At 69.1% G+C, this 16,841-nt stretch carries 15 protein-coding genes and 3 tRNA genes; 10 read left to right on the forward strand and 8 right to left on the reverse strand.

Annotated features, from left to right (window positions below):
• Positions 1–32: 32 nt before the first annotated feature.
• The 4 genes from ACIBCU_RS04055 to ACIBCU_RS04070 are packed head-to-tail and all read left to right on the forward strand — an operon-like array spanning position 33 to position 2,561.
• Positions 33–725, forward strand: coding sequence for an NAD(P)-dependent oxidoreductase (locus ACIBCU_RS04055; protein WP_399229077.1), 693 nt, complete (start codon positions 33–35; stop codon positions 723–725).
• Complete coding sequence (locus ACIBCU_RS04060; protein WP_362933151.1) at positions 722–1,126, forward strand: TIGR03618 family F420-dependent PPOX class oxidoreductase; 405 nt, start codon at positions 722–724, stop codon at positions 1,124–1,126. Before ACIBCU_RS04055 ends, ACIBCU_RS04060 begins: the two co-directional genes overlap by 4 nt.
• The gene (locus ACIBCU_RS04065; RefSeq protein WP_399229729.1) at positions 1,123–2,133 is read left to right on the forward strand and encodes a haloalkane dehalogenase; all 1,011 of its coding nucleotides are present in this window, start codon (positions 1,123–1,125) and stop codon (positions 2,131–2,133) included. The genes ACIBCU_RS04060 and ACIBCU_RS04065 overlap by 4 nt, the downstream gene beginning before the upstream one ends.
• Before the next feature lie 35 nt (positions 2,134–2,168).
• Positions 2,169–2,561, forward strand: coding sequence for a hypothetical protein (locus tag ACIBCU_RS04070; protein WP_073775444.1), 393 nt, complete (start codon positions 2,169–2,171; stop codon positions 2,559–2,561).
• Here the strand turns inward: ACIBCU_RS04070 and ACIBCU_RS04075 are convergent.
• The 5 genes from ACIBCU_RS04075 to ACIBCU_RS04095 all read right to left on the reverse strand — a co-directional run bounded on the left by ACIBCU_RS04075 (position 2,512) and on the right by ACIBCU_RS04095 (position 7,678).
• A complete protein-coding gene (locus tag ACIBCU_RS04075; protein ID WP_399229081.1) occupies positions 2,512–3,030 on the reverse strand; it encodes a hypothetical protein in 519 nt (172 codons plus the stop codon). The two genes, ACIBCU_RS04070 and ACIBCU_RS04075, sit on opposite strands and share 50 nt — an antisense overlap.
• Positions 2,948–3,448, reverse strand: a complete 501-nt coding sequence (locus ACIBCU_RS04080) for a transposase (protein WP_399229083.1) — start codon at positions 3,446–3,448, stop codon at positions 2,948–2,950. The genes ACIBCU_RS04075 and ACIBCU_RS04080 overlap by 83 nt, the downstream gene beginning before the upstream one ends.
• A 475-nt stretch (positions 3,449–3,923) precedes the next feature.
• Positions 3,924–5,462 carry a DEAD/DEAH box helicase gene (locus tag ACIBCU_RS04085; RefSeq protein ID WP_399229085.1) on the reverse strand — a complete coding sequence of 513 codons (1,539 nt, stop codon included), beginning with the start codon at positions 5,460–5,462 and terminating at the stop codon, positions 3,924–3,926.
• Positions 5,463–5,818: 356 nt separating this feature from the next.
• Positions 5,819–6,022 carry a cold-shock protein gene (locus ACIBCU_RS04090; RefSeq protein WP_145801666.1) on the reverse strand — a complete coding sequence of 68 codons (204 nt, stop codon included), beginning with the start codon at positions 6,020–6,022 and terminating at the stop codon, positions 5,819–5,821.
• A 516-nt stretch (positions 6,023–6,538) separates the two neighbouring features.
• Entirely contained in the window at positions 6,539–7,678 is a 1,140-nt protein-coding gene (locus tag ACIBCU_RS04095) for a helix-turn-helix domain-containing protein (RefSeq protein ID WP_362933133.1), read from the reverse strand.
• Positions 7,679–7,764: 86 nt separating this feature from the next.
• On the opposite strand from ACIBCU_RS04095, the gene ACIBCU_RS04100 reads away from it, so the two are divergent.
• On the forward strand, positions 7,765–8,820 hold the full coding sequence (locus ACIBCU_RS04100) for a ferredoxin reductase (protein ID WP_362933130.1): 1,056 nt from the start codon (positions 7,765–7,767) through the stop codon (positions 8,818–8,820).
• Positions 8,821–8,827: 7 nt separating this feature from the next.
• On the forward strand, positions 8,828–9,946 hold the full coding sequence (locus ACIBCU_RS04105; RefSeq protein ID WP_399229088.1) for a fatty acid desaturase family protein: 1,119 nt from the start codon (positions 8,828–8,830) through the stop codon (positions 9,944–9,946).
• A gap of 633 nt (positions 9,947–10,579) precedes the next feature.
• On the opposite strand, the gene ACIBCU_RS04110 is transcribed toward ACIBCU_RS04105, so the two are convergent.
• The 3 genes from ACIBCU_RS04110 to ACIBCU_RS04120 form a co-directional block, all read right to left on the reverse strand.
• Positions 10,580–10,653: transfer RNA gene (locus tag ACIBCU_RS04110), tRNA-Ile, on the reverse strand.
• Positions 10,654–10,877: 224 nt separating this feature from the next.
• Positions 10,878–10,950 (reverse strand) — tRNA-Asn (locus ACIBCU_RS04115).
• A 5-nt stretch (positions 10,951–10,955) separates the two neighbouring features.
• A tRNA-Asn gene (locus tag ACIBCU_RS04120) sits at positions 10,956–11,028 on the reverse strand.
• Between the two features lie 171 nt (positions 11,029–11,199).
• Between ACIBCU_RS04120 and ACIBCU_RS04125 the strand changes: the two genes are divergently transcribed.
• The 4 genes from ACIBCU_RS04125 to ACIBCU_RS04140 all read left to right on the forward strand — a co-directional run bounded on the left by ACIBCU_RS04125 (position 11,200) and on the right by ACIBCU_RS04140 (position 16,805).
• A complete protein-coding gene (locus ACIBCU_RS04125) occupies positions 11,200–11,511 on the forward strand; it encodes a YtxH domain-containing protein (protein ID WP_362933124.1) in 312 nt (103 codons plus the stop codon).
• A gap of 81 nt (positions 11,512–11,592) precedes the next feature.
• Complete coding sequence (locus tag ACIBCU_RS04130) at positions 11,593–13,038, forward strand: FGGY family carbohydrate kinase (RefSeq protein ID WP_362933121.1); 1,446 nt, start codon at positions 11,593–11,595, stop codon at positions 13,036–13,038.
• Between the two features lie 111 nt (positions 13,039–13,149).
• Complete coding sequence (locus ACIBCU_RS04135; RefSeq protein WP_362933118.1) at positions 13,150–14,883, forward strand: ABC transporter ATP-binding protein; 1,734 nt, start codon at positions 13,150–13,152, stop codon at positions 14,881–14,883.
• Positions 14,883–16,805 carry an ABC transporter ATP-binding protein gene (locus ACIBCU_RS04140; protein ID WP_399229091.1) on the forward strand — a complete coding sequence of 641 codons (1,923 nt, stop codon included), beginning with the start codon at positions 14,883–14,885 and terminating at the stop codon, positions 16,803–16,805. The genes ACIBCU_RS04135 and ACIBCU_RS04140 overlap by 1 nt, the downstream gene beginning before the upstream one ends.
• Positions 16,806–16,841 lie beyond the last annotated feature (36 nt).

Here is a 16,841-nt window from a genome sequence, read left to right on the forward strand (position 1 = left end):
CCGCGATCCACACGAAGGGATACCCCGAGACCATGCGTATCGCAGTCTTCGGCGCCAACGGGCCGACCGGCCGCCACCTCACTGACCAGGCCCTCACTGCCGGGCACGAGGTCGTCGCCGTGACCCGCCGCCCCGGCTCTCTGCCCGCACGGCCCGGCCTGACCGTGGCTGTCGCCGATGCCACCGATCCGGCGGCCGTCGACGCCGCGGTCAGCGGGACGAACGCCGTTCTCTCCGCGCTGGGTGCGCGCTTCAGCAAGGAGACCATCACCACGTACTCGGCGAGCGCCACGGCCATCACCGCGGCCATGACCCGCCACGGCATCAAGCGCCTGCTCGCCGTCAGCTCCAGCATCGCCGACCCGAAGTGGCGGCCAACCGGCGCGCACTTCTTCAACCATGTACTCGACCCGCTGGTGAACCGGCGCCTGGGCCGAACCCTCCACGAGGACATGCGCCGTATGGAGGCCGTGATCCGGGAGACACGCCTCGACTGGACTCTCGTCCGGCCCTCAGGCCTCTTCGAGCACCCGGCCGTCACGGACTACCGCACCGCTGAGACCAGCGCCGACGGCGTCTTCACCGCCCGCGCAGACCTCGCCGCGAGCATGCTGCGCGAACTGGAGGAACAGCGGTACGTCCGCACGGCCATGGGTGTCATCACCACGGCCGTGAAGCCGAACATCGCCAAGCTGATCTGGAACGAGGGCGTGAAGAAGAAGTGAGCCGAGCGACCGCTGAACTGCCAGCCGCTGCACGGGCGTTCCTCACCCGCCCTCACGCAGCCACCCTCGCCACCATCCGTCCCGACGGCACCCCGCACGTCACCCCTGTCCGCTTCACCTTCGACGCTGCCGCCGGCCTGGCCCGGGTAGCTACCCGCGCGGGGACCCGTAAGGCCCGGAACGTGGCGGCGGGCGGCCCCATGGCTCGTGGCGCGCTCTGCCAGGCGGACGGCTTCCGCTGGGTCACCCTCGAAGGCCGGGCTGCGGTCAGCGATGACGACACGCGTGTGGCCGATGCGGTGCGCCGCTACACCGACCGGTATCGCATGGCCCCTCCCGCCCCGCCGGATCTGGTCGTCATCGAGATCTCTGTCGAGCGCGTGCTGAGCCTCAACCTCTGAATTCCCCGTACGGAAAGCGAAGTGACACCGCGATGCCCACCCTTCCTGTTCTCGACTCCACCCTTCACTACCGTGAGAGCGGCGATCCCGACGGGCTGCCGTTCGTCTTCCTCCACGGCAACCCCACCTCCTCCCACCTGTGGCGAAACGTCCTGCCTGGAGTTGCCGCGCCCGGCCGTCGCCTTCTCGCGCCCGATCTCATCGGCATGGGCGACTCCGGCAAGCCCGACCTCGCCTACTCCTTCGACGACCATGCCCGTTACCTCGACGCCTGGTTCGACGCACTCGGCATCACCGAGGCCGTTCTCGTCGGCCACGACTGGGGCGGCGCGCTCGCCTTCGACCGCGCCGCCCGCCTCCCGGGCCGCGTCCGCGGCATCGCCTTCACCGAGACCATCATCAAGCCGCTGATCGGCGATGAATTCCCGAAAGCCGGCCGGGAGTTGTTCACTCTCCTGCGCACCCCTGGAGTGGGCGAGGAGATGATCCTGGAGAAGTCACTGTTCATCGAGGGGCTCCCTGACACTCTCGCCACCCCGCTCGCCCCTGCCGATCTCGAGGTCTACCGCCGCCCCTTCCCGACCCCGCAGAGCCGCCGCCCGGTGCTGGCGTGGACGCGCATGATGCCGTTGGACGCCGAGCCGGCAGACGTTGTGGCCCGCATCGCTGCTCGACCGGCATCAGTCGGCGCCCACCCGCCTGGGCGGGTACGGGAGCGTCGGAAGCGGGCTCGGAGAAGGCGGGCAGCGCCGACTTCCGCCAGCCGCCCGGCGAGACCGAGCCCGAGCCCGCACCCGCCCCGGCCCGACGTCCGCTCGCCCCCGGCGGCCTCACCTTCTCAGACCCGGACCGCCATATCTGAGCGCTACCACCACGGGTGCGCCATGTCCATGACCAGCTCACCACCTAGCCCCACCGCCCGGTGTGCCAGCGCCTCCACCTGGACAGTGGTCGTAGCCGGCCCGGCTCCCGCCTCGGATACCGTGTTCCTCTACGGGGCGCCATAACGGATGTGACGCCCCCCACCGGAGGTAGTCAGCGTATGAGTTCAAAGCGCAGCAAGAATCCAGCCCTGCCCGTACTTGACGACGCATTCCGACTCGCGTCGGTCAAGGACGCCGAAGAGTCCACCCGTGACTTGGCCGCGCGGCTGGCCACCACCGAGCTGCGCCGCGTTTCCCACCCGGGCCGGGTCACCTGGGAGCCCACCGATCAGGCCGAGCCCGTACCGGTCCCGCCGACCGTGGTCGACGGTGACGGGGACCTGTGGCTGCGGGACCGGGGCACTGGCACCTGGACCATGCCCGAGTTCAACCCGAAGGAGTTCCCGGCCCGCTGTGGCGAGGTTCTGACGTGGAACCAGCTTGCCCGCGAGTTCGGCCCGCTTACCGCACTGGCGGACGACCGCCGCATCGGCGGCGGCCGCCGGCGCTGACCGCGCGGCCTTCTGGGATGACCGCGCCCCTGAAGCGCCCGTTACGGGTAGCTGGGAGCTCCAGCTCACCGTCGAGCTCGACGATGGCGGCGAGCAGGTGAGCGTGGTGGTGGCGTGCGACGGCCTCGAGCAGCGTGGTGCGGGGCCGGCGCCACCCGATGTCCTCGGTGCGGCCGGCGTCGGTGGACCAGCCGGGTAGCGGTCGGCCTTCAGTTGCCGTGGTGAGCGCGCGGCCCAGCTCGCCGATCAACTGCTGCCAGTCGGCCAACTGCCCGAGCAGGCCACGCACCAGCCCGTCGACGACGGCGGCCGCCGGGCCGGCGCCGAAGGCCCGCGCTTCGGTGGCGGTTTCGGCGAGGACGTCTTCGTGCAGGTCCTCGAGGGCCTCACGCCACGGAGCGGCCGCAGCGTCGAAAGCGGCCAGGGCGGCGTGCAGCTCGGCGTCGAGAGCGGCGGGCGAACACGGCAACGGGGTGCTGATGAGGATTCGTGAAAATCCCCAGGGTCGCTCTTCCCCTCAGCTGGTTGGGGGTTGAGCTTGACTCTGGGAGGTGGGCCTTGTCCTGTCCTTGGTAGCGGCAGCGGCGCATGCCGTGGCCGTGGGCGAACTCTTTGACTGTGCCCTCGACTCCGGAGCGGACCGCGTAGCGGATCTTCCACTCGGCTGTCTGCTGCTCGGTGCGGACTCGAAGCTGCAGGTCACGGAGTTCTTGCGGGGGAAAGCCCACGGTCCGGGCGTTTTCGCTGGAGCTGGTGCACTGGCTGCGGCCGGGCAGGGCCGGCACTGGCCTTTGGTGAACTTCGCGACGATCAGGGTGGCCGCAGTGGGTGACGAGGTCGGGTGGGACCGTGCAGCCGCTACTGACCTGACCCTGTGGGCAGGTCACCTGTCGTTGGTCGAATACGGGGTCTCCTGACCACTCGACCTGCAGGTTGCCTTCCCGAGGCCGAAACGACCGGCACCCGGTCCGGCCTCAAAGCGTTCGTATTCCATCACGGTCGCCTGCCCAGTCTTGAGGCCCGCGCCCTTGTAGCCCACGGGCGGCCGTCGCGCGCTCGTCCAAGTGCTGTCCTGCCAGCCCTGGCGTATTAGGCTGGCAGGACAGCCGAGGCATGCATGCAGCTCCCGCTCGCCTCCCGGACAGAGTGAACGGGACCACCCGGTCCGCCCCTCAGCACGCCGAATTCGATGCGTCGCACACCGCGCCGACCACCATCCGTCACTCCCCTCACTCCTCCATCCCGCCGAGCCCCTCGGCCCGCGCAGCGCGCGACGCGTACGGACTGCTGATGGACACCCACACAGTGTTGACCGGATATTGCCGGGTAAGGCCGATGCGAAAGCGGTGCCGGTGGGGATGGTTACGCAGCGACGGCCACGCGGGGCGCCGGGCGCTCGCTGGAGGCGGAGCGGCGGGCCTGGGCGAAGCGGCTGCGCCGTCCGCGGGAGGCGGAGGAGCTGCGCTTGGCACGCTCCACGACCGGCGCGGCGATGACGCACGGGACGCCGCTGGGTGCCTGCGCTCCGGTGATCCGGGTCAGCTCCGCCTCGTCGGGGCGGACCTGAGCGGTCTGCGGGGTGATGCCCGCGTCCCGCATCAGGCGGATCATGTCACGGCGCTGGTTGGGCAGGACCAGCGTGACGACGCTGCCCGACTCACCGGCGCGCGCGGTGCGGCCGCCACGGTGCAGGTAATCCTTGTGGTCGCTCGGCGGGTCGACGTTGACGACCAGGTCGAGGTTGTCGACGTGGATGCCGCGCGCGGCGACGTTCGTGGCGACCAGAACCGTGACGTGCCCGGTCTTGAACTGCTCCAGGGTGCGGGTCCGCTGCGGCTGGGACTTGCCACCGTGCAGCGCCGCGGCCCGCACGCCGCTGTTCAGCAGGTGGTCGGTGAGCTTGTCCACGGCATGCTTGGTGTCGAGGAACATGATGACCCGGCCGTCACGGGCGGCGATCTGCGTGGCCACGGCGTTCTTGTCCGCGCCGTGGACGTGCAGCACATGGTGCTCCATCGTCGTGACCGCTCCGGCCGACGGGTCGACGGAGTGGACGACCGGGTCGTGCAGGTAACGCCGCACGAGCAGGTCGACATTGCGGTCCAGCGTGGCGGAGAACAGCATGCGCTGTCCGTCCGGGCGCACCTGGTCCAGCAGGGCGGTGACCTGCGGCATGAAGCCCATGTCGGCCATCTGGTCGGCCTCGTCGAGCACCGTGATGTTGACCTGGTCCAGACGGCAGGAGCCCCGGTCGATCAGGTCCTTGAGGCGGCCCGGGGTGGCGACGACGACCTCGGCGCCACCACGCAGCAGATGGATCTGCCGTCCGATGGACATGCCACCGACCACGGTGGCCATCCGCAGCCGCAGCGAGCGGGCGTACGGAGTCAGGGCGTCGGTGACCTGCTGGGCGAGCTCGCGGGTCGGTACCAGGACCAGGGCGAGCGGCTGGAGCGGCTCGGCGCGCTGTCCAGCGGTCCTGGCCAGCAGTGCCAGGCCGAAGGCGAGGGTCTTGCCGGAGCCGGTACGGCCGCGGCCCAGGACGTTGCGGCCGGCCAGGGCGTTGGGCAGGGTCGCACCCTGGATCGGGAACGGGACCGCCATGCCCTCGTGGGCCAGCGTGGTCAGCAGGGCGGCCGGCATGTCCAGAGCGGCGAAGGTCTCCACCGCGGGCAGTGCCGGGGTGAGAGTGACCGGCAGGGCGAACTCGCCCTGCACGGAGGGGCGTCGGCTCGATCCGCCGGAACGGCCGGAGCCCGCGTAGCCGCCGTAGCCGCCGGAGCGGCCGGAGCCGCCGGAACGGCTCGGGGCCGAACGGCTGTAACCGCCGGCGCTCGGAGCGCCGCTGCGGCTGGTGGAACTGGAGCTGGAATACGAGCGAGTGGAACGAACGGGGTTCAAGGAGAACCTTCCTGGAGACGGCACGCATCCAGAAGGCCCCAGCAGCGAACACGCCGCACGAAGGCATCAAGAGACGAACCGAAAGAAATGAGGAGAAGCGAAGTGGGGCGGAATCATCCGCGCCAACGCACTTCGAAGGATCACGCCACCGCGCGGGTGGGCGACACGCCGGACCAATGAAGTCCGGGGGAAGAAAAAGCGGTGCGCGGCCTCAGGGCTGCGAGCTGCCGCCTGACAGGCAGGAAATTCGATACGACCCGCGGTCGCAGGCCCGGTACGGGGAGTGACGGGTGCGGGCGACGGACAGGGCCCGCGACCTTGCGGTGCGGGCCCTACCCGGTGGTGCGCGTCAGCGCTTAGGCGGGAACGATGTTCTCCGCCTGCGGGCCCTTCTGGCCCTGCGTGACGTCGAAGGAGACCTTCTGGCCCTCCTGGAGCTCACGGAACCCCTGGGCGGCGATGTTCGAGTAGTGGGCGAAGACGTCAGCGCCGCCACCGTCCTGCTCGATGAAGCCGAAACCCTTTTCCGCGTTGAACCACTTCACGATGCCAGTAGCCATGTGTATCTCCTCAAGACAGGGGCAGAACCGAAAACCGCACTGTGCGGAGTCCGCGTCGCCGCGATGAGCCCATCCGGAGATGACCGGCCAAACAAAAAATGCACCCACGGAACACGCCCGTCGAGTGCACACAAGTTTATGGGTACCACAACTGCAACTACCCACAACGTAGCACGAACACCCGCCCCGTGCCGGATTTCGGTAGCGATGCTGGGCACCCCCGACGCCGGCGAGCGCCCGGCGCCCACTGCTCTTCGGCAGCTGGTCGGCCGGCGCCGGAGACATCAAGCAGTCGCCCGTCGCTGTCAGTACCTGCGGTGTTGTCGCACGTTCGAGGGGCAGCCTCTGTGAGACCTCCCCTGGCCTCTGTACAACCCGCTACACTCCAGCCGCCCGGCGAAACCCGCGAGCCCGCAGGCCAGACAGCGAAGGCCAGCTGGAGTACTGAAGCGCGGATGATCTGCGCGATCTCGGAAGTTGCAACCGTCCTGCTCGCGGACGCGGTCCAGGAGCGCGTCAGCTGACCCGAAGACCGAGCGCAAGGGTCAGTTCAAGGACCCTGTGTGGCGATGCGAGATCCGGAAACAGCTCTCGCAGCTGCGACATCCGGTACCGGACGGTCTGGGGATGGACGAACAGCGCCGCCGCCACCTCGTCCCGCCTGCCCTGGTGCAGCAGCCACGCCCGCAACGTCTCCTCCAGCCGCCGCGCGGTCGCGTCAGGCAAAGTCCGCAAGGGTGCGAGGGCTCGGGCACGCAGGTCTGCGAACGCGTCCGCGTCGGCCCTCAGCACCAGTTCGGGCAGGTGGTCCTCGGTGTCGCGAATATCAGGGGAGAGGGAGCGCGCGCGTATGGCTCGTGCGTACGAGGCGGACGCACGAGTCCATGGCCGGGCCGGGCCGACCACGGCGGTGCGGTCGGTTAGCTGCCGCAAGAGATGTGATCGGTGGGCATCGGGGACGAGCAGCACACCGGTGGCGTCCGGCAGATCGTCGAGGACGAGGGTGCCCGGGTCGAGCGCGCGGTAGGCGGGCCGGGCCTGGGCAGCGGGCAGCAGGACCGCGGTCAGCGAGACCGGAGGCTGCCACCCGGCCCGTTGGACAGAGGCCAGCAGCACATCCGGGCTGGCGCCGGCGAGGAGGTCGCGGGCCAGGTGTTCCAGGTGGCGCTCGTGGGCCCTGCCCCGGGCGGCCAGTTCGTCGGCGTGGCCCGCGGCGCTCGCGGCGGAGAGCTCGTCGATGTAGGCGAAGGTCAGTTCGGCGAACTTGGCGACCTCGGCGGCGGGCAGACCTGCGGGTACGGCGCCCGCTGCCAGGCATCGCCAGGCCACGCGGGCGCCGACGCGGTAGGCGCTGAGCAGGGCGTCCATCGAACGGCCGTCGCGCACCTCGCCGCGGCCCAGCTCGTAGGCTGCGTCTCCGGCGTCGCCGCCTGTGGCGTTGCCGCTCGCGAGGTTCAGGTAGTGCCCCAGGGCGGTGCGGACGGCTCGGCGGATGGTGGCGCCCATGCGGCCCGAAAGGGCGTTGGCGTAGGGAGGGACCTCGTCGATGATCGCTTGTACGACCTCGTCGGCGGTGGTCTTCAGCGCGGCCCGAATTGCGGTGACCGTCGTCTCGTTGAGGGCCAGTTCGCTGGCCTTCCGGATTGCATGGTTCACGTTTTGTTCCCTGCGAACAATTCAGCCGACCAAATTTACGTCCTGCGGTCAGGACTTTACGCCTGGAGGCACAGCAAGCTGGAGTCATGACGAGTGCAGCCCTCCGCAGCAGGGCGTGGAAACTGCTGGAGATGGTCACGACGCCGCTGCTGCCGTCGGACTACCTCGACCTGGTCAGCCCGCTGCGTGCGGGCGCTGACCTGCGTGGGCGCATCGAGGCCGTGCACCCCGAGACGGGTGACGCCGCGACTGTCGTGATCAGGCCGGGACGGGGCTGGCGCGGCCACACAGCCGGTCAGTACGTGCGGATCGGGGTCGATGTCGATGGGGTGCGCCTGTGGCGTGCCTACTCCGTCACCTCGCCGACAAACCGCCAGGACGGCCGCGTCACGATCACCGTGAAGGCGATCCCGGACGGCAAGGTCAGCAACCACCTGGTCCGCAGGGCGAAACCGGGCACGCTGATCCAGCTCGACCAGCCGACCGGTGACTTCGTTCTGCCGCAGGCCAAGCCCGCCAAGGTGCTCTACCTGACGGCCGGCAGCGGCATCACGCCCGTGATGGGCATGCTGCGCGACGTCGAGTTCGACGACGTCGTCATGGTCCACTGCGCGCCACAGCCTCAAGACGTGATCTTCCGCGAGGAACTGCACGGCCTGGTCGCGGACAAGAAGCTTCGGCTCACCGAGGTGCACACCGACACAGAGGGCAAGCTCGACATCGCTCGTCTCGACGAACTCGTGCCCGACTGGGCCGAGCGCGAGACCTGGGCCTGCGGGCCCGCAGGCATGCTCGACGCCGCCGAAGAGCACTGGGCCGAACAGAGCGTCCAAGAACGCCTGCACACCGAACGGTTCCGCCCCAGCATCGTCGCCGCCGGCGACGGCGGCGAGGTCACGTTCAGCGCCACCGGCAAGACCATCGACGCGGACGGCGACACGCCGTTGCTCGACATCGGCGAGGAGGCCGGCGTGCTCATGCCCTCCGGGTGCCGCATGGGCATCTGCTTCGGCTGCGTCACACCGCTCAAGGCCGGCGCTGTCCGCGACCTGCGCACCGGCGAGATCACCGAGGCCGAGCCGGGTGTCCTCATCCAGACCTGCGTGTCCGCCGCGGCGGGCCCCTGTGACATCGAACGGTAGGAGCACCTTGACCGCCATCGACCCCACCGCCCACCTGACCGCGGAGCAGATCGAGGAGCTGGGCCGCGAGCTGGACGCGATCCGTGACGAGGTGATCGCCGGCCGCGGCGAGAAGGACGCCGCCTACATCCGTAAGGTCATCTCGGCGCAGCGCAAGCTCGAACTGGTCAGCAGGGGTGTGCTGCTGTTCTCGGTCTTCCCGCCCGCGTGGCTGCTCGGCACCGCCGGGCTGTCCGTGGCGAAGATCATGGACAACATGGAGATCGGCCACAACGTCCTGCACGGTCAGTGGGACTGGATGCGAGACCCGAAGATTCACTCCACCACCTGGGAGTGGGATCACGTCTCACCGTCCGATCAGTGGAAGCACTCGCACAACGAGCTGCACCACACGTACACCAACGTGATCGGCAAGGACAACGACCTCGGCTACGGCATCATGCGCGTCGACGAAGACCAGAAGTGGCACCCCTTCCACCTCGGCCAGCCGCTGTGGAACTTCCTCAACGCCTGCTTCTTCGAGTACGGCATCGCAGCGTACGACCTGGAGCTCGGCAAGAATCTCACCAAGCGCCGCCGCAAGAACCCGGAGTTCCGCGCGCGGGCCAAGGCCGTGGGCCGCAAGATCCGCAAGCAGGTGCTCAAGGACTACGTGATCCACCCGCTGCTGTCGGGCCCCTCGTTTCCCACCACGCTCGCCGCCACGTTCACCGCGAACCTGGTCCGCAACATCTGGACCCACTCGGTGATCATGTGCGGGCACTTCCCCGAGGGCGTGCAGGTCTTCGAGCGCCGGTCGATCAACGGCGAGACGCGCGGACAGTGGTACCTGCGCCAGATGATGGGCTCGGCGAACATCAGCGGCAGCAGGGCCATGCACTTCATGACCGGCAACCTGTCGCACCAGATCGAGCATCACCTGTTCCCGGACCTGCCAAGCAACCGGTACGCCGAGGTCGCGGTGAAGGTGCGCGCGCTGTTCGAGAAGTACGAGCTGGAGTACGTCACCGGGCCGCTGCCCAAGCAGGTGTTCTCCGCGTGGAGCAAGGTCTTCCGGCTCTCGCTGCCGAACAAGAAGACCAAGGTCAAGGTGCCGGACCACGAGCAGGAGCTCGTCGCAACCTGAGGAGTTGTTGCTCTATCGATCTTGAGCGCGGTGTGATCGAAAGCGGCCTGGGCTGCCACTTCGACCGCGTCCCACGGCGATCCGGGCGGAGGGGTGTAGGGCAGATCCAGGTCGCTGAGCCCGTCAACCCTGATGCCGTGGAACAGCGCGGCGGCGAAGGGCCCGTTCCTGAAGCCCCGTTCGCAGGTGCCGCACTGGCGATTCCGCTGGGCGGCTACCCGCAACTGTTCGGCGCACTGGCAGCTGTCTCCGTGCTCGCTTCTGTAGCCGCACTCCGCGCGGACCCAGAAAGCCCCGCCCCCGGTCGGTGACGGGGAAGTCGGACACCAGGGGATCGAGATCGCATGCGGTTCCGGGCAGAGATGCTTCAGGCCAGCCTGAGAGCAAGCCACGTACAGAGGGGCGATCTCGATGAGGTAAGGGGTGAGGCATCTCGTTCTACGGCCGTGGGACCACTCTTAACCCTCCCACGGCTCCGAGACTAGAAAAGTCCAGGTCACAGCCATACGGGAAGCGCCATCGACGCACGAAGACCCACGTCCGCCACACCACCGTGAGGCGAACACCTAACGCAGAATGACCCCAGAAGACACGTTTCCCCAGGTCAGAACGATTCTGCCTGGGGACGCTCGGTGGGGCGGGTGGGACTCGAACCCACGGCCGACGGATTATGAGTCCGCTGCTCTAACCGGCTGAGCTACCGCCCCGTCACGGCGTGGCGCGTACAAGTGTGCGCGCCTTCTGCCGCAGCATAGCCGGTCATAAGATCTCCTGCTGCGGATGGTCGGCTTCGCGTGACCATGAAGACTGCGCTGCGTGCTGCCCGGTTCCGGGCGGTGCGGAATCACCCCAAAAGAGTCACCGACGCCCTTGCGCGGGCACACGAAACGGGCACACGAAAAAGGACCCCGAGGGGCCCTTTTCCGTATCGCTCCCCCGACTGGACTCGAACCAGTAACCCTCCGGTTAACAGCCGAATGCTCTGCCAATTGAGCTACAGGGGATCGCGCTCCCCCGACTGGACTCGAACCAGTAACCTGCCGGTTAACAGCCGGCTGCTCTGCCAATTGAGCTACAGGGGATTGCTGCGTTGCCTCGAATCGTACCTGCCTGGCGGCTGCCGAGCGGCGCGCGTTCGCTGCGACACATACATTAGCGCAACCAGGGGGGTGCTCCGCCAATCGGTATCTCCCGGGGTGATCTCGGTGTGTGCGGGTAGGCGGGCAGCACACGTCGCACGGAGCGAAGGAAGGGTGGCAGCCATGCGGTACCGGCTCACGTTCATCGCCGGAGTGGCGCTCGGTTACGTGCTCGGCACGCGAGCCGGGCGCGAGCGTTACGAGCAGCTCAAGAAGGCCGCGCAGACACTGGCCGAGAACCCCGCTGTGCGGAACGCGGCGGAGTCCGCCGCGCACGGCGGCCGGGACTTCGCCGGCAAGGCGTACCACTCGGTGAGCGAGAAGGTCGGGGACAAGGTCCCCGTGTCCGTCTCCGAACGGGTGCGCTCGCTGCGGGAGCGCAACGGCCACAGCGGCAGCGACGACTGGGGCACGACGAACACCTGAGGCCCGTTCCGTACCGGGCGCACGCCCGGTACGGAACGGTCCGCGTACGGAACGGTCTCCGGGTGCGGCAGAATCGTGCCCATGGGCATAGTGGCCGGCTTGGACAGTTCATCCGCCTTCACGCACATCGTCGTCTGCGACACGGACACCGGTGCGGTGCTGCGGCAGGGGTACGCCGCGCACCCCATCGAGGCCAAGGCCTCGGAGGTGGATCCGCAGGCGTGGCTGCTCTCACTCGGTGAGGCGGCCTCAGGAGGGCTGCTCGAAGGCGTGCAGGCCATCGGTGTGTCCGCGCAGCAGCACGGGCTGGTGCCGCTGGACCACCAGGGCAATCTCGTACGGCCGGCGCTGCTCGGCAACGACCGCCGGGCGCAGGCCGCCGCGGCGGATCTGATCGACGGGCTCGGCGGGCGGCAGCCCTGGGCCGAGGCCGTGGGGGCCGTGCCGCAGGCCGCGCAGCCCGTGGCGAAGCTCCGCTGGCTGGTGCGCTCCGAGCCGGAGAACGCGCAGCGCGTCGCCGCCGTCCTGCAGCCGCACGACTGGCTGGTGTGGCAGCTCCTCGGCCGGCCCGCCCGGCGTACGACCGACCGCGGTGCCGCGTCCGGCACCGGTTACTGGTCGGCGGGGACCGGGTCCTACCGGCCCGATCTCGTGGAACTCGCGCTCGGCCATCAGGCCGCGCTGCCCGAGGTCCTCGGTCCGGCCGACGCCGCCGGGACGACCCCGGAAGGTCTGCTGATCTCGGCAGGCACCGGCGAGACGATGGCCGCGGCCTTCGGGCTGGGCGTCGCGGTCGGGGACGCCGTGGTGTCGCTGGGCGCCTCGGGGTCGGTGATGGCCGTGCACCACGAGGCGCTGGCCGACCCCACGGGGATGATCACTTCCTTCGCCGACGCGACCGGGATGCATCTGCCGGTCGTCCACACGTCGAACGCGGTACGCGCACTGCGCGGCACGGCCGAGATGCTGGGCCTGGAGGGCCTCGACGAACTGTCCGCGCTGGCGCTCAAGTCGACCCCGGGTTCCTCGGGGCTCGTCCTGCTCCCCTACCTGGAGGGCGAGCGCACCCCGCACCTGCCGCACACCGCGGGAACGCTGAGCGGGCTGCGGCGCGAGTCGATGAAGCCCGAGCACCTGGCGCGGGCCTCCTTCGAGGGGATGCTGTGCTCGCTGGCCGACGCCCTGGACGTGCTGCGGGACCGGGGTGTGGAGGTGCGGCGGGTGTTCCTGCTGGGCGCCGCAGCCGAACTGCCCGCCGTGCAGGCGCTGGCGCCCGCCTTGTTCGGAACCCAGGTCGTGGTGCCGCAGCCCGCCGAGTACGCGGCACTGGGCGCGGCCCGGCAGGCTGCGTGGGCCCTCGGGGTCTCGGAGGGGAAGCTCGACCCGAGTACTCCCCCGGCCTGGCAGGGCGCGGCGGCGCAGGTGCTGGAGCCGGGTGAGGAGCTCGCCGTGGGCCGCGCGGTACGCCAGCAGTACGGGGCGACCAGGGACCAGGTCCACCCCGGGGCGTTCGGCGGAACCGCCTGAGCGACCCGGTCCCGTAATTTGACCGGGACTTGGACAAAAGCGTTGGCAGTCGGGGTGGGGGGTGCCGGAGTATGGACCGGCCTCTGCCCTCGCCGACTCCGAGAGACTCGCGTGCTCATAAAACTCCTGCGGACCTATCTGGGTCCGTACAGACGTCCCATCGTGCTGCTGGTGCTCCTCCAGTTGCTGCAGACCTGCGCAAGCCTCTATCTGCCCAGCCTCAACGCGGACATCATCGACAACGGTGTCGTGCAGGGTGACACGGGTTACATCCTGGAATTCGGCGGCGTGATGATCGTCGTCAGCATCATCCAGATCGTCTGCAACATCGGGGCGGTCTACTACGGCGCCCGGACGGCGTCCGCCCTGGGACGCGATGTGCGGGCGTCGATATTCGGCCGGGTGCAGTCGTTCTCCGCACGCGAGGTGGGGCGGTTCGGGGCGCCCTCGCTGATCACCCGTACGACCAATGACGTGCAGCAGGTCCAGATGCTCGTCCTGATGGCGTTCACCCTGATGGTGTCGGCGCCCATCATGTGTGTCGGCGGCGTCATCATGGCGCTCGGCCAGGACGTCCCGCTGTCGGCGGTGCTGCTGGCCGTGCTGCCCGTGCTCGGCATCTCGGTGAGCCTCATCGTGCGGAGGATGCGGCCGCTGTTCCGCACGATGCAGGAGCGGCTGGACAGGGTGAACCGTGTGCTGCGCGAGCAGATCACCGGCAACCGCGTCATCCGCGCCTTCATCCGTGACGGCTACGAGGAGGAACGCTTCCGCGGCGCCAACACGGAGCTCACGGACGTCGCGGTGTCGACGGGGCGGCTGATGGCCCTGATGTTCCCGACGGTGATGACGGTCGTGAACCTGTCGTCCATCGCCGTGGTCTGGTTCGGGGCGCACCGCATCGACAGCGGCGGGATGCAGATCGGGGCGCTGACCGCGTTCCTCGCGTATCTGATGCAGATCGTCATGTCGGTGATGATGGCCACCTTCATGTTCATCATGGTGCCGCGTGCCGAGGTCTGTGCCGAGCGCATCCAGGAGGTCCTGGAGACCGAGTCGAGCGTGGTTCCGCCCACCGCTCCGGTCACGAAGCTGCTCAAGCACGGCCATCTGGAGATACGGGGCGCGGAGTTCCGCTTCCCGGGCGCCGAGGAGCCGGTGCTGCGCTCGGTCGATCTCGTGGCGCGGCCCGGGGAGACGACCGCGATCATCGGGTCGACGGGCAGCGGGAAGTCGACGCTGCTCGGGCTCGTACCGCGGCTGTTCGACGCGACGGACGGCGATGTGCTCGTCGACGGTACGGACGTGCGGACGCTGGATCCGGTCCTGCTGGCGAAGACCGTGAGCATGGTCCCGCAGAAGCCGTACCTGTTCTCGGGGACGGTCGCGACGAATCTCCGCTACGGCAATCCGGACGCGACCGACGAGGAGCTGTGGCACGCGCTGGAGGTGGCGCAGGCGAAGGACTTCGTGGAGCGGCTGGAACACGGGCTCGACGCACCGATCGCCCAGGGCGGCACCAATGTCTCCGGCGGCCAGCGGCAGCGGCTCGCGATCGCGCGGACGCTGGTGCAACAGCCGGAGATCTACCTCTTCGACGACTCGTTCTCGGCCCTGGACTACGCGACGGACGCCGCGCTGCGCGGTGCGCTGTCCCGCGAGACGGCGGGGGCGACCGTCGTGATCGTGGCGCAGCGGGTGTCCACGATCCGTGACGCCGACCGGATCCTGGTGCTGGACGAGGGCCGGGTCGTCGGGACGGGCAGCCATCACGAGCTGATGGACGGCAACGAAACCTACCGGGAGATCGTGCTCTCCCAGCTGACGGAAGCGGAGGCCGCCTGATGGCCGGGCCGGGCGGACGGATGATGGCGGGGCCCACCGAGCGGTCCATGGACTTCAAGGGGTCCGGAAAACGGCTCCTGAGACGGTTCAGCAAGGAGAGGTCCTCGCTGTATCTGATGCTGGGCGCGGGAACGCTGAGCGTGGCGCTCTCCGTGGTGGGGCCCAAGATCCTCGGCGGCGCCACCGACCTGATCTTCGCGGGTGTCGTCGGACGCCAGATGCCGGACGGCACGACCAAGGAGCAGGCCATCGACGGCCTGCGCGAGCGGGGCGACGGCGGGCTCGCCGACATGCTGACCGGGGTGGACTTCACCCCCGGCGACGGTATCGACTTCGGCGCGGTGGGCCAGGTCCTGCTGGCGGCGCTGGTGGTGTACGTCGGCGCGGGGCTGCTGATGCTGGTGTCGACCCGGCTGTCGATCCGCGTGATCAACCGGGTCGTCTTCCAGCTGCGCGAGGACCTGCAGACCAAGCTGGCGCGGCTCCCGCTCTCCTATTTCGACCGGCAGCAGCGCGGTGAGGTGCTGAGCCGGGCGACGAACGACATCGACAACATCTCGCAGACGATGCAGCAGACGATGGGCCAGCTCATCAACTCCCTGCTGACCATCGTCGGCGTACTGATCATGATGTTCTGGATCTCGCCGCTGCTCGCCCTGGTCGCGCTGGTGACGATCCCGCTGTCCGTCTTCGTCGCGGCGCGGGTCGGCAAGCGGTCGCAGCCGCACTTCGTGGCGCAGTGGAAGGTGACGGGCAGGCTCAACGCCCACATCGAGGAGATGTACACCGGCCACGCCCTGGTGAAGGTCTTCGGGCGGCAGGAGGAGTCCGCGAAGGACTTCGCCGAGCAGAACGACGCGCTGTACGAGGCCGGATTCAAGGCCCAGTTCAACAGCGGGATCATGCAGCCGCTGATGATGTTCGTGTCGAATCTGAACTACGTGCTGGTCGCGGTCGTAGGTGGTCTGCGGGTGGCGTCGGGCGCGCTGTCGATCGGTGACGTGCAGGCCTTCATCCAGTACTCACGGCAGTTCTCGATGCCGCTGACGCAGGTCGCCTCGATGGCGAACCTGGTGCAGTCGGGCATCGCGTCCGCGGAGCGGGTCTTCGGCCTGCTGGACGCCGAGGAGCAGGAGCCCGACCCGGAGCCGGCGGAGCGGCCCGAGGAGCGGCGCGGCAGCGTCTCGCTGGAGAACGTGTCCTTCCGTTACGACCCGGAGAAGCCCCTCATCGAGGACCTCTCGCTGAGCGTGGAGCCCGGCCACACGGTCGCCATCGTCGGCCCGACCGGGGCCGGCAAGACGACGCTGGTCAATCTGCTGATGCGGTTCTACGAGGTGACGGGCGGCCGTATCGTCCTGGACGGGGTCGACGCGGCGAGGATGTCGCGTGACGAACTCCGCTCGGGCATAGGCATGGTGCTCCAGGACACCTGGCTGTTCGGCGGCACGATCGCGGAGAACATCGCCTACGGCGCGTCGCGCGAGGTCACCCGGGAGGAGATCGAGGAGGCGGCGCGGGCGGCCCACGCCGACCGCTTCGTCCGTACCCTGCCCGACGGTTACGACACAGTGATCGACGACGAGGGGGCCGGGGTCAGCGCGGGCGAGAAGCAGCTGATCACCATCGCGCGGGCGTTCCTGTCCGACCCGGTGATCCTGGTGCTCGACGAGGCCACCAGCTCGGTGGACACCCGGACCGAGGTGCTGATCCAGAAGGCGATGGCACGGCTGGCCCACGGCCGTACGAGCTTCGTGATCGCGCACCGGCTCTCCACCATCCGGGACGCGGACGTGATCCTGGTGATGGAGAACGGCTCGATCGTCGAACAGGGCACGCACGAGGGGCTGCTGGCAGCCGAGGGGGCCTACGCCCGGCTGTACGCCGCACAGTTCGCGGAGGCACTGGCCGAGGTCGACTGACCGGGGCGGGCCGGGCTCGGCCCAGGTGGGCGGAGC

Origin of the sequence: Streptomyces sp. NPDC051064 (genome assembly GCF_044455985.1) — a bacterium.
Taxonomy (GTDB): domain Bacteria; phylum Actinomycetota; class Actinomycetes; order Streptomycetales; family Streptomycetaceae; genus Streptomyces.

What these genes read in the sequence shown, in the direction of transcription:
- ACIBCU_RS04070 (WP_073775444.1), top strand. Translation starts at nt 2,169, where the DNA reads ATGAGTTCAAAGCGCAGCAAGAATCCAGCCCTGCCCGTACTTGACGAC.
- ACIBCU_RS04140 (WP_399229091.1), top strand. Translation starts at nt 14,883, where the DNA reads ATGGCCGGGCCGGGCGGACGGATGATGGCGGGGCCCACCGAGCGGTCC.
- ACIBCU_RS04055 (WP_399229077.1), top strand. Translation starts at nt 33, where the DNA reads ATGCGTATCGCAGTCTTCGGCGCCAACGGGCCGACCGGCCGCCACCTC.
- ACIBCU_RS04090 (WP_145801666.1), bottom strand. Translation starts at nt 6,022, where the DNA reads ATGGCTACTGGCATCGTGAAGTGGTTCAACGCGGAAAAGGGTTTCGGC.
- ACIBCU_RS04130 (WP_362933121.1), top strand. Translation starts at nt 11,593, where the DNA reads ATGGGCATAGTGGCCGGCTTGGACAGTTCATCCGCCTTCACGCACATC.
- ACIBCU_RS04100 (WP_362933130.1), top strand. Translation starts at nt 7,765, where the DNA reads ATGACGAGTGCAGCCCTCCGCAGCAGGGCGTGGAAACTGCTGGAGATG.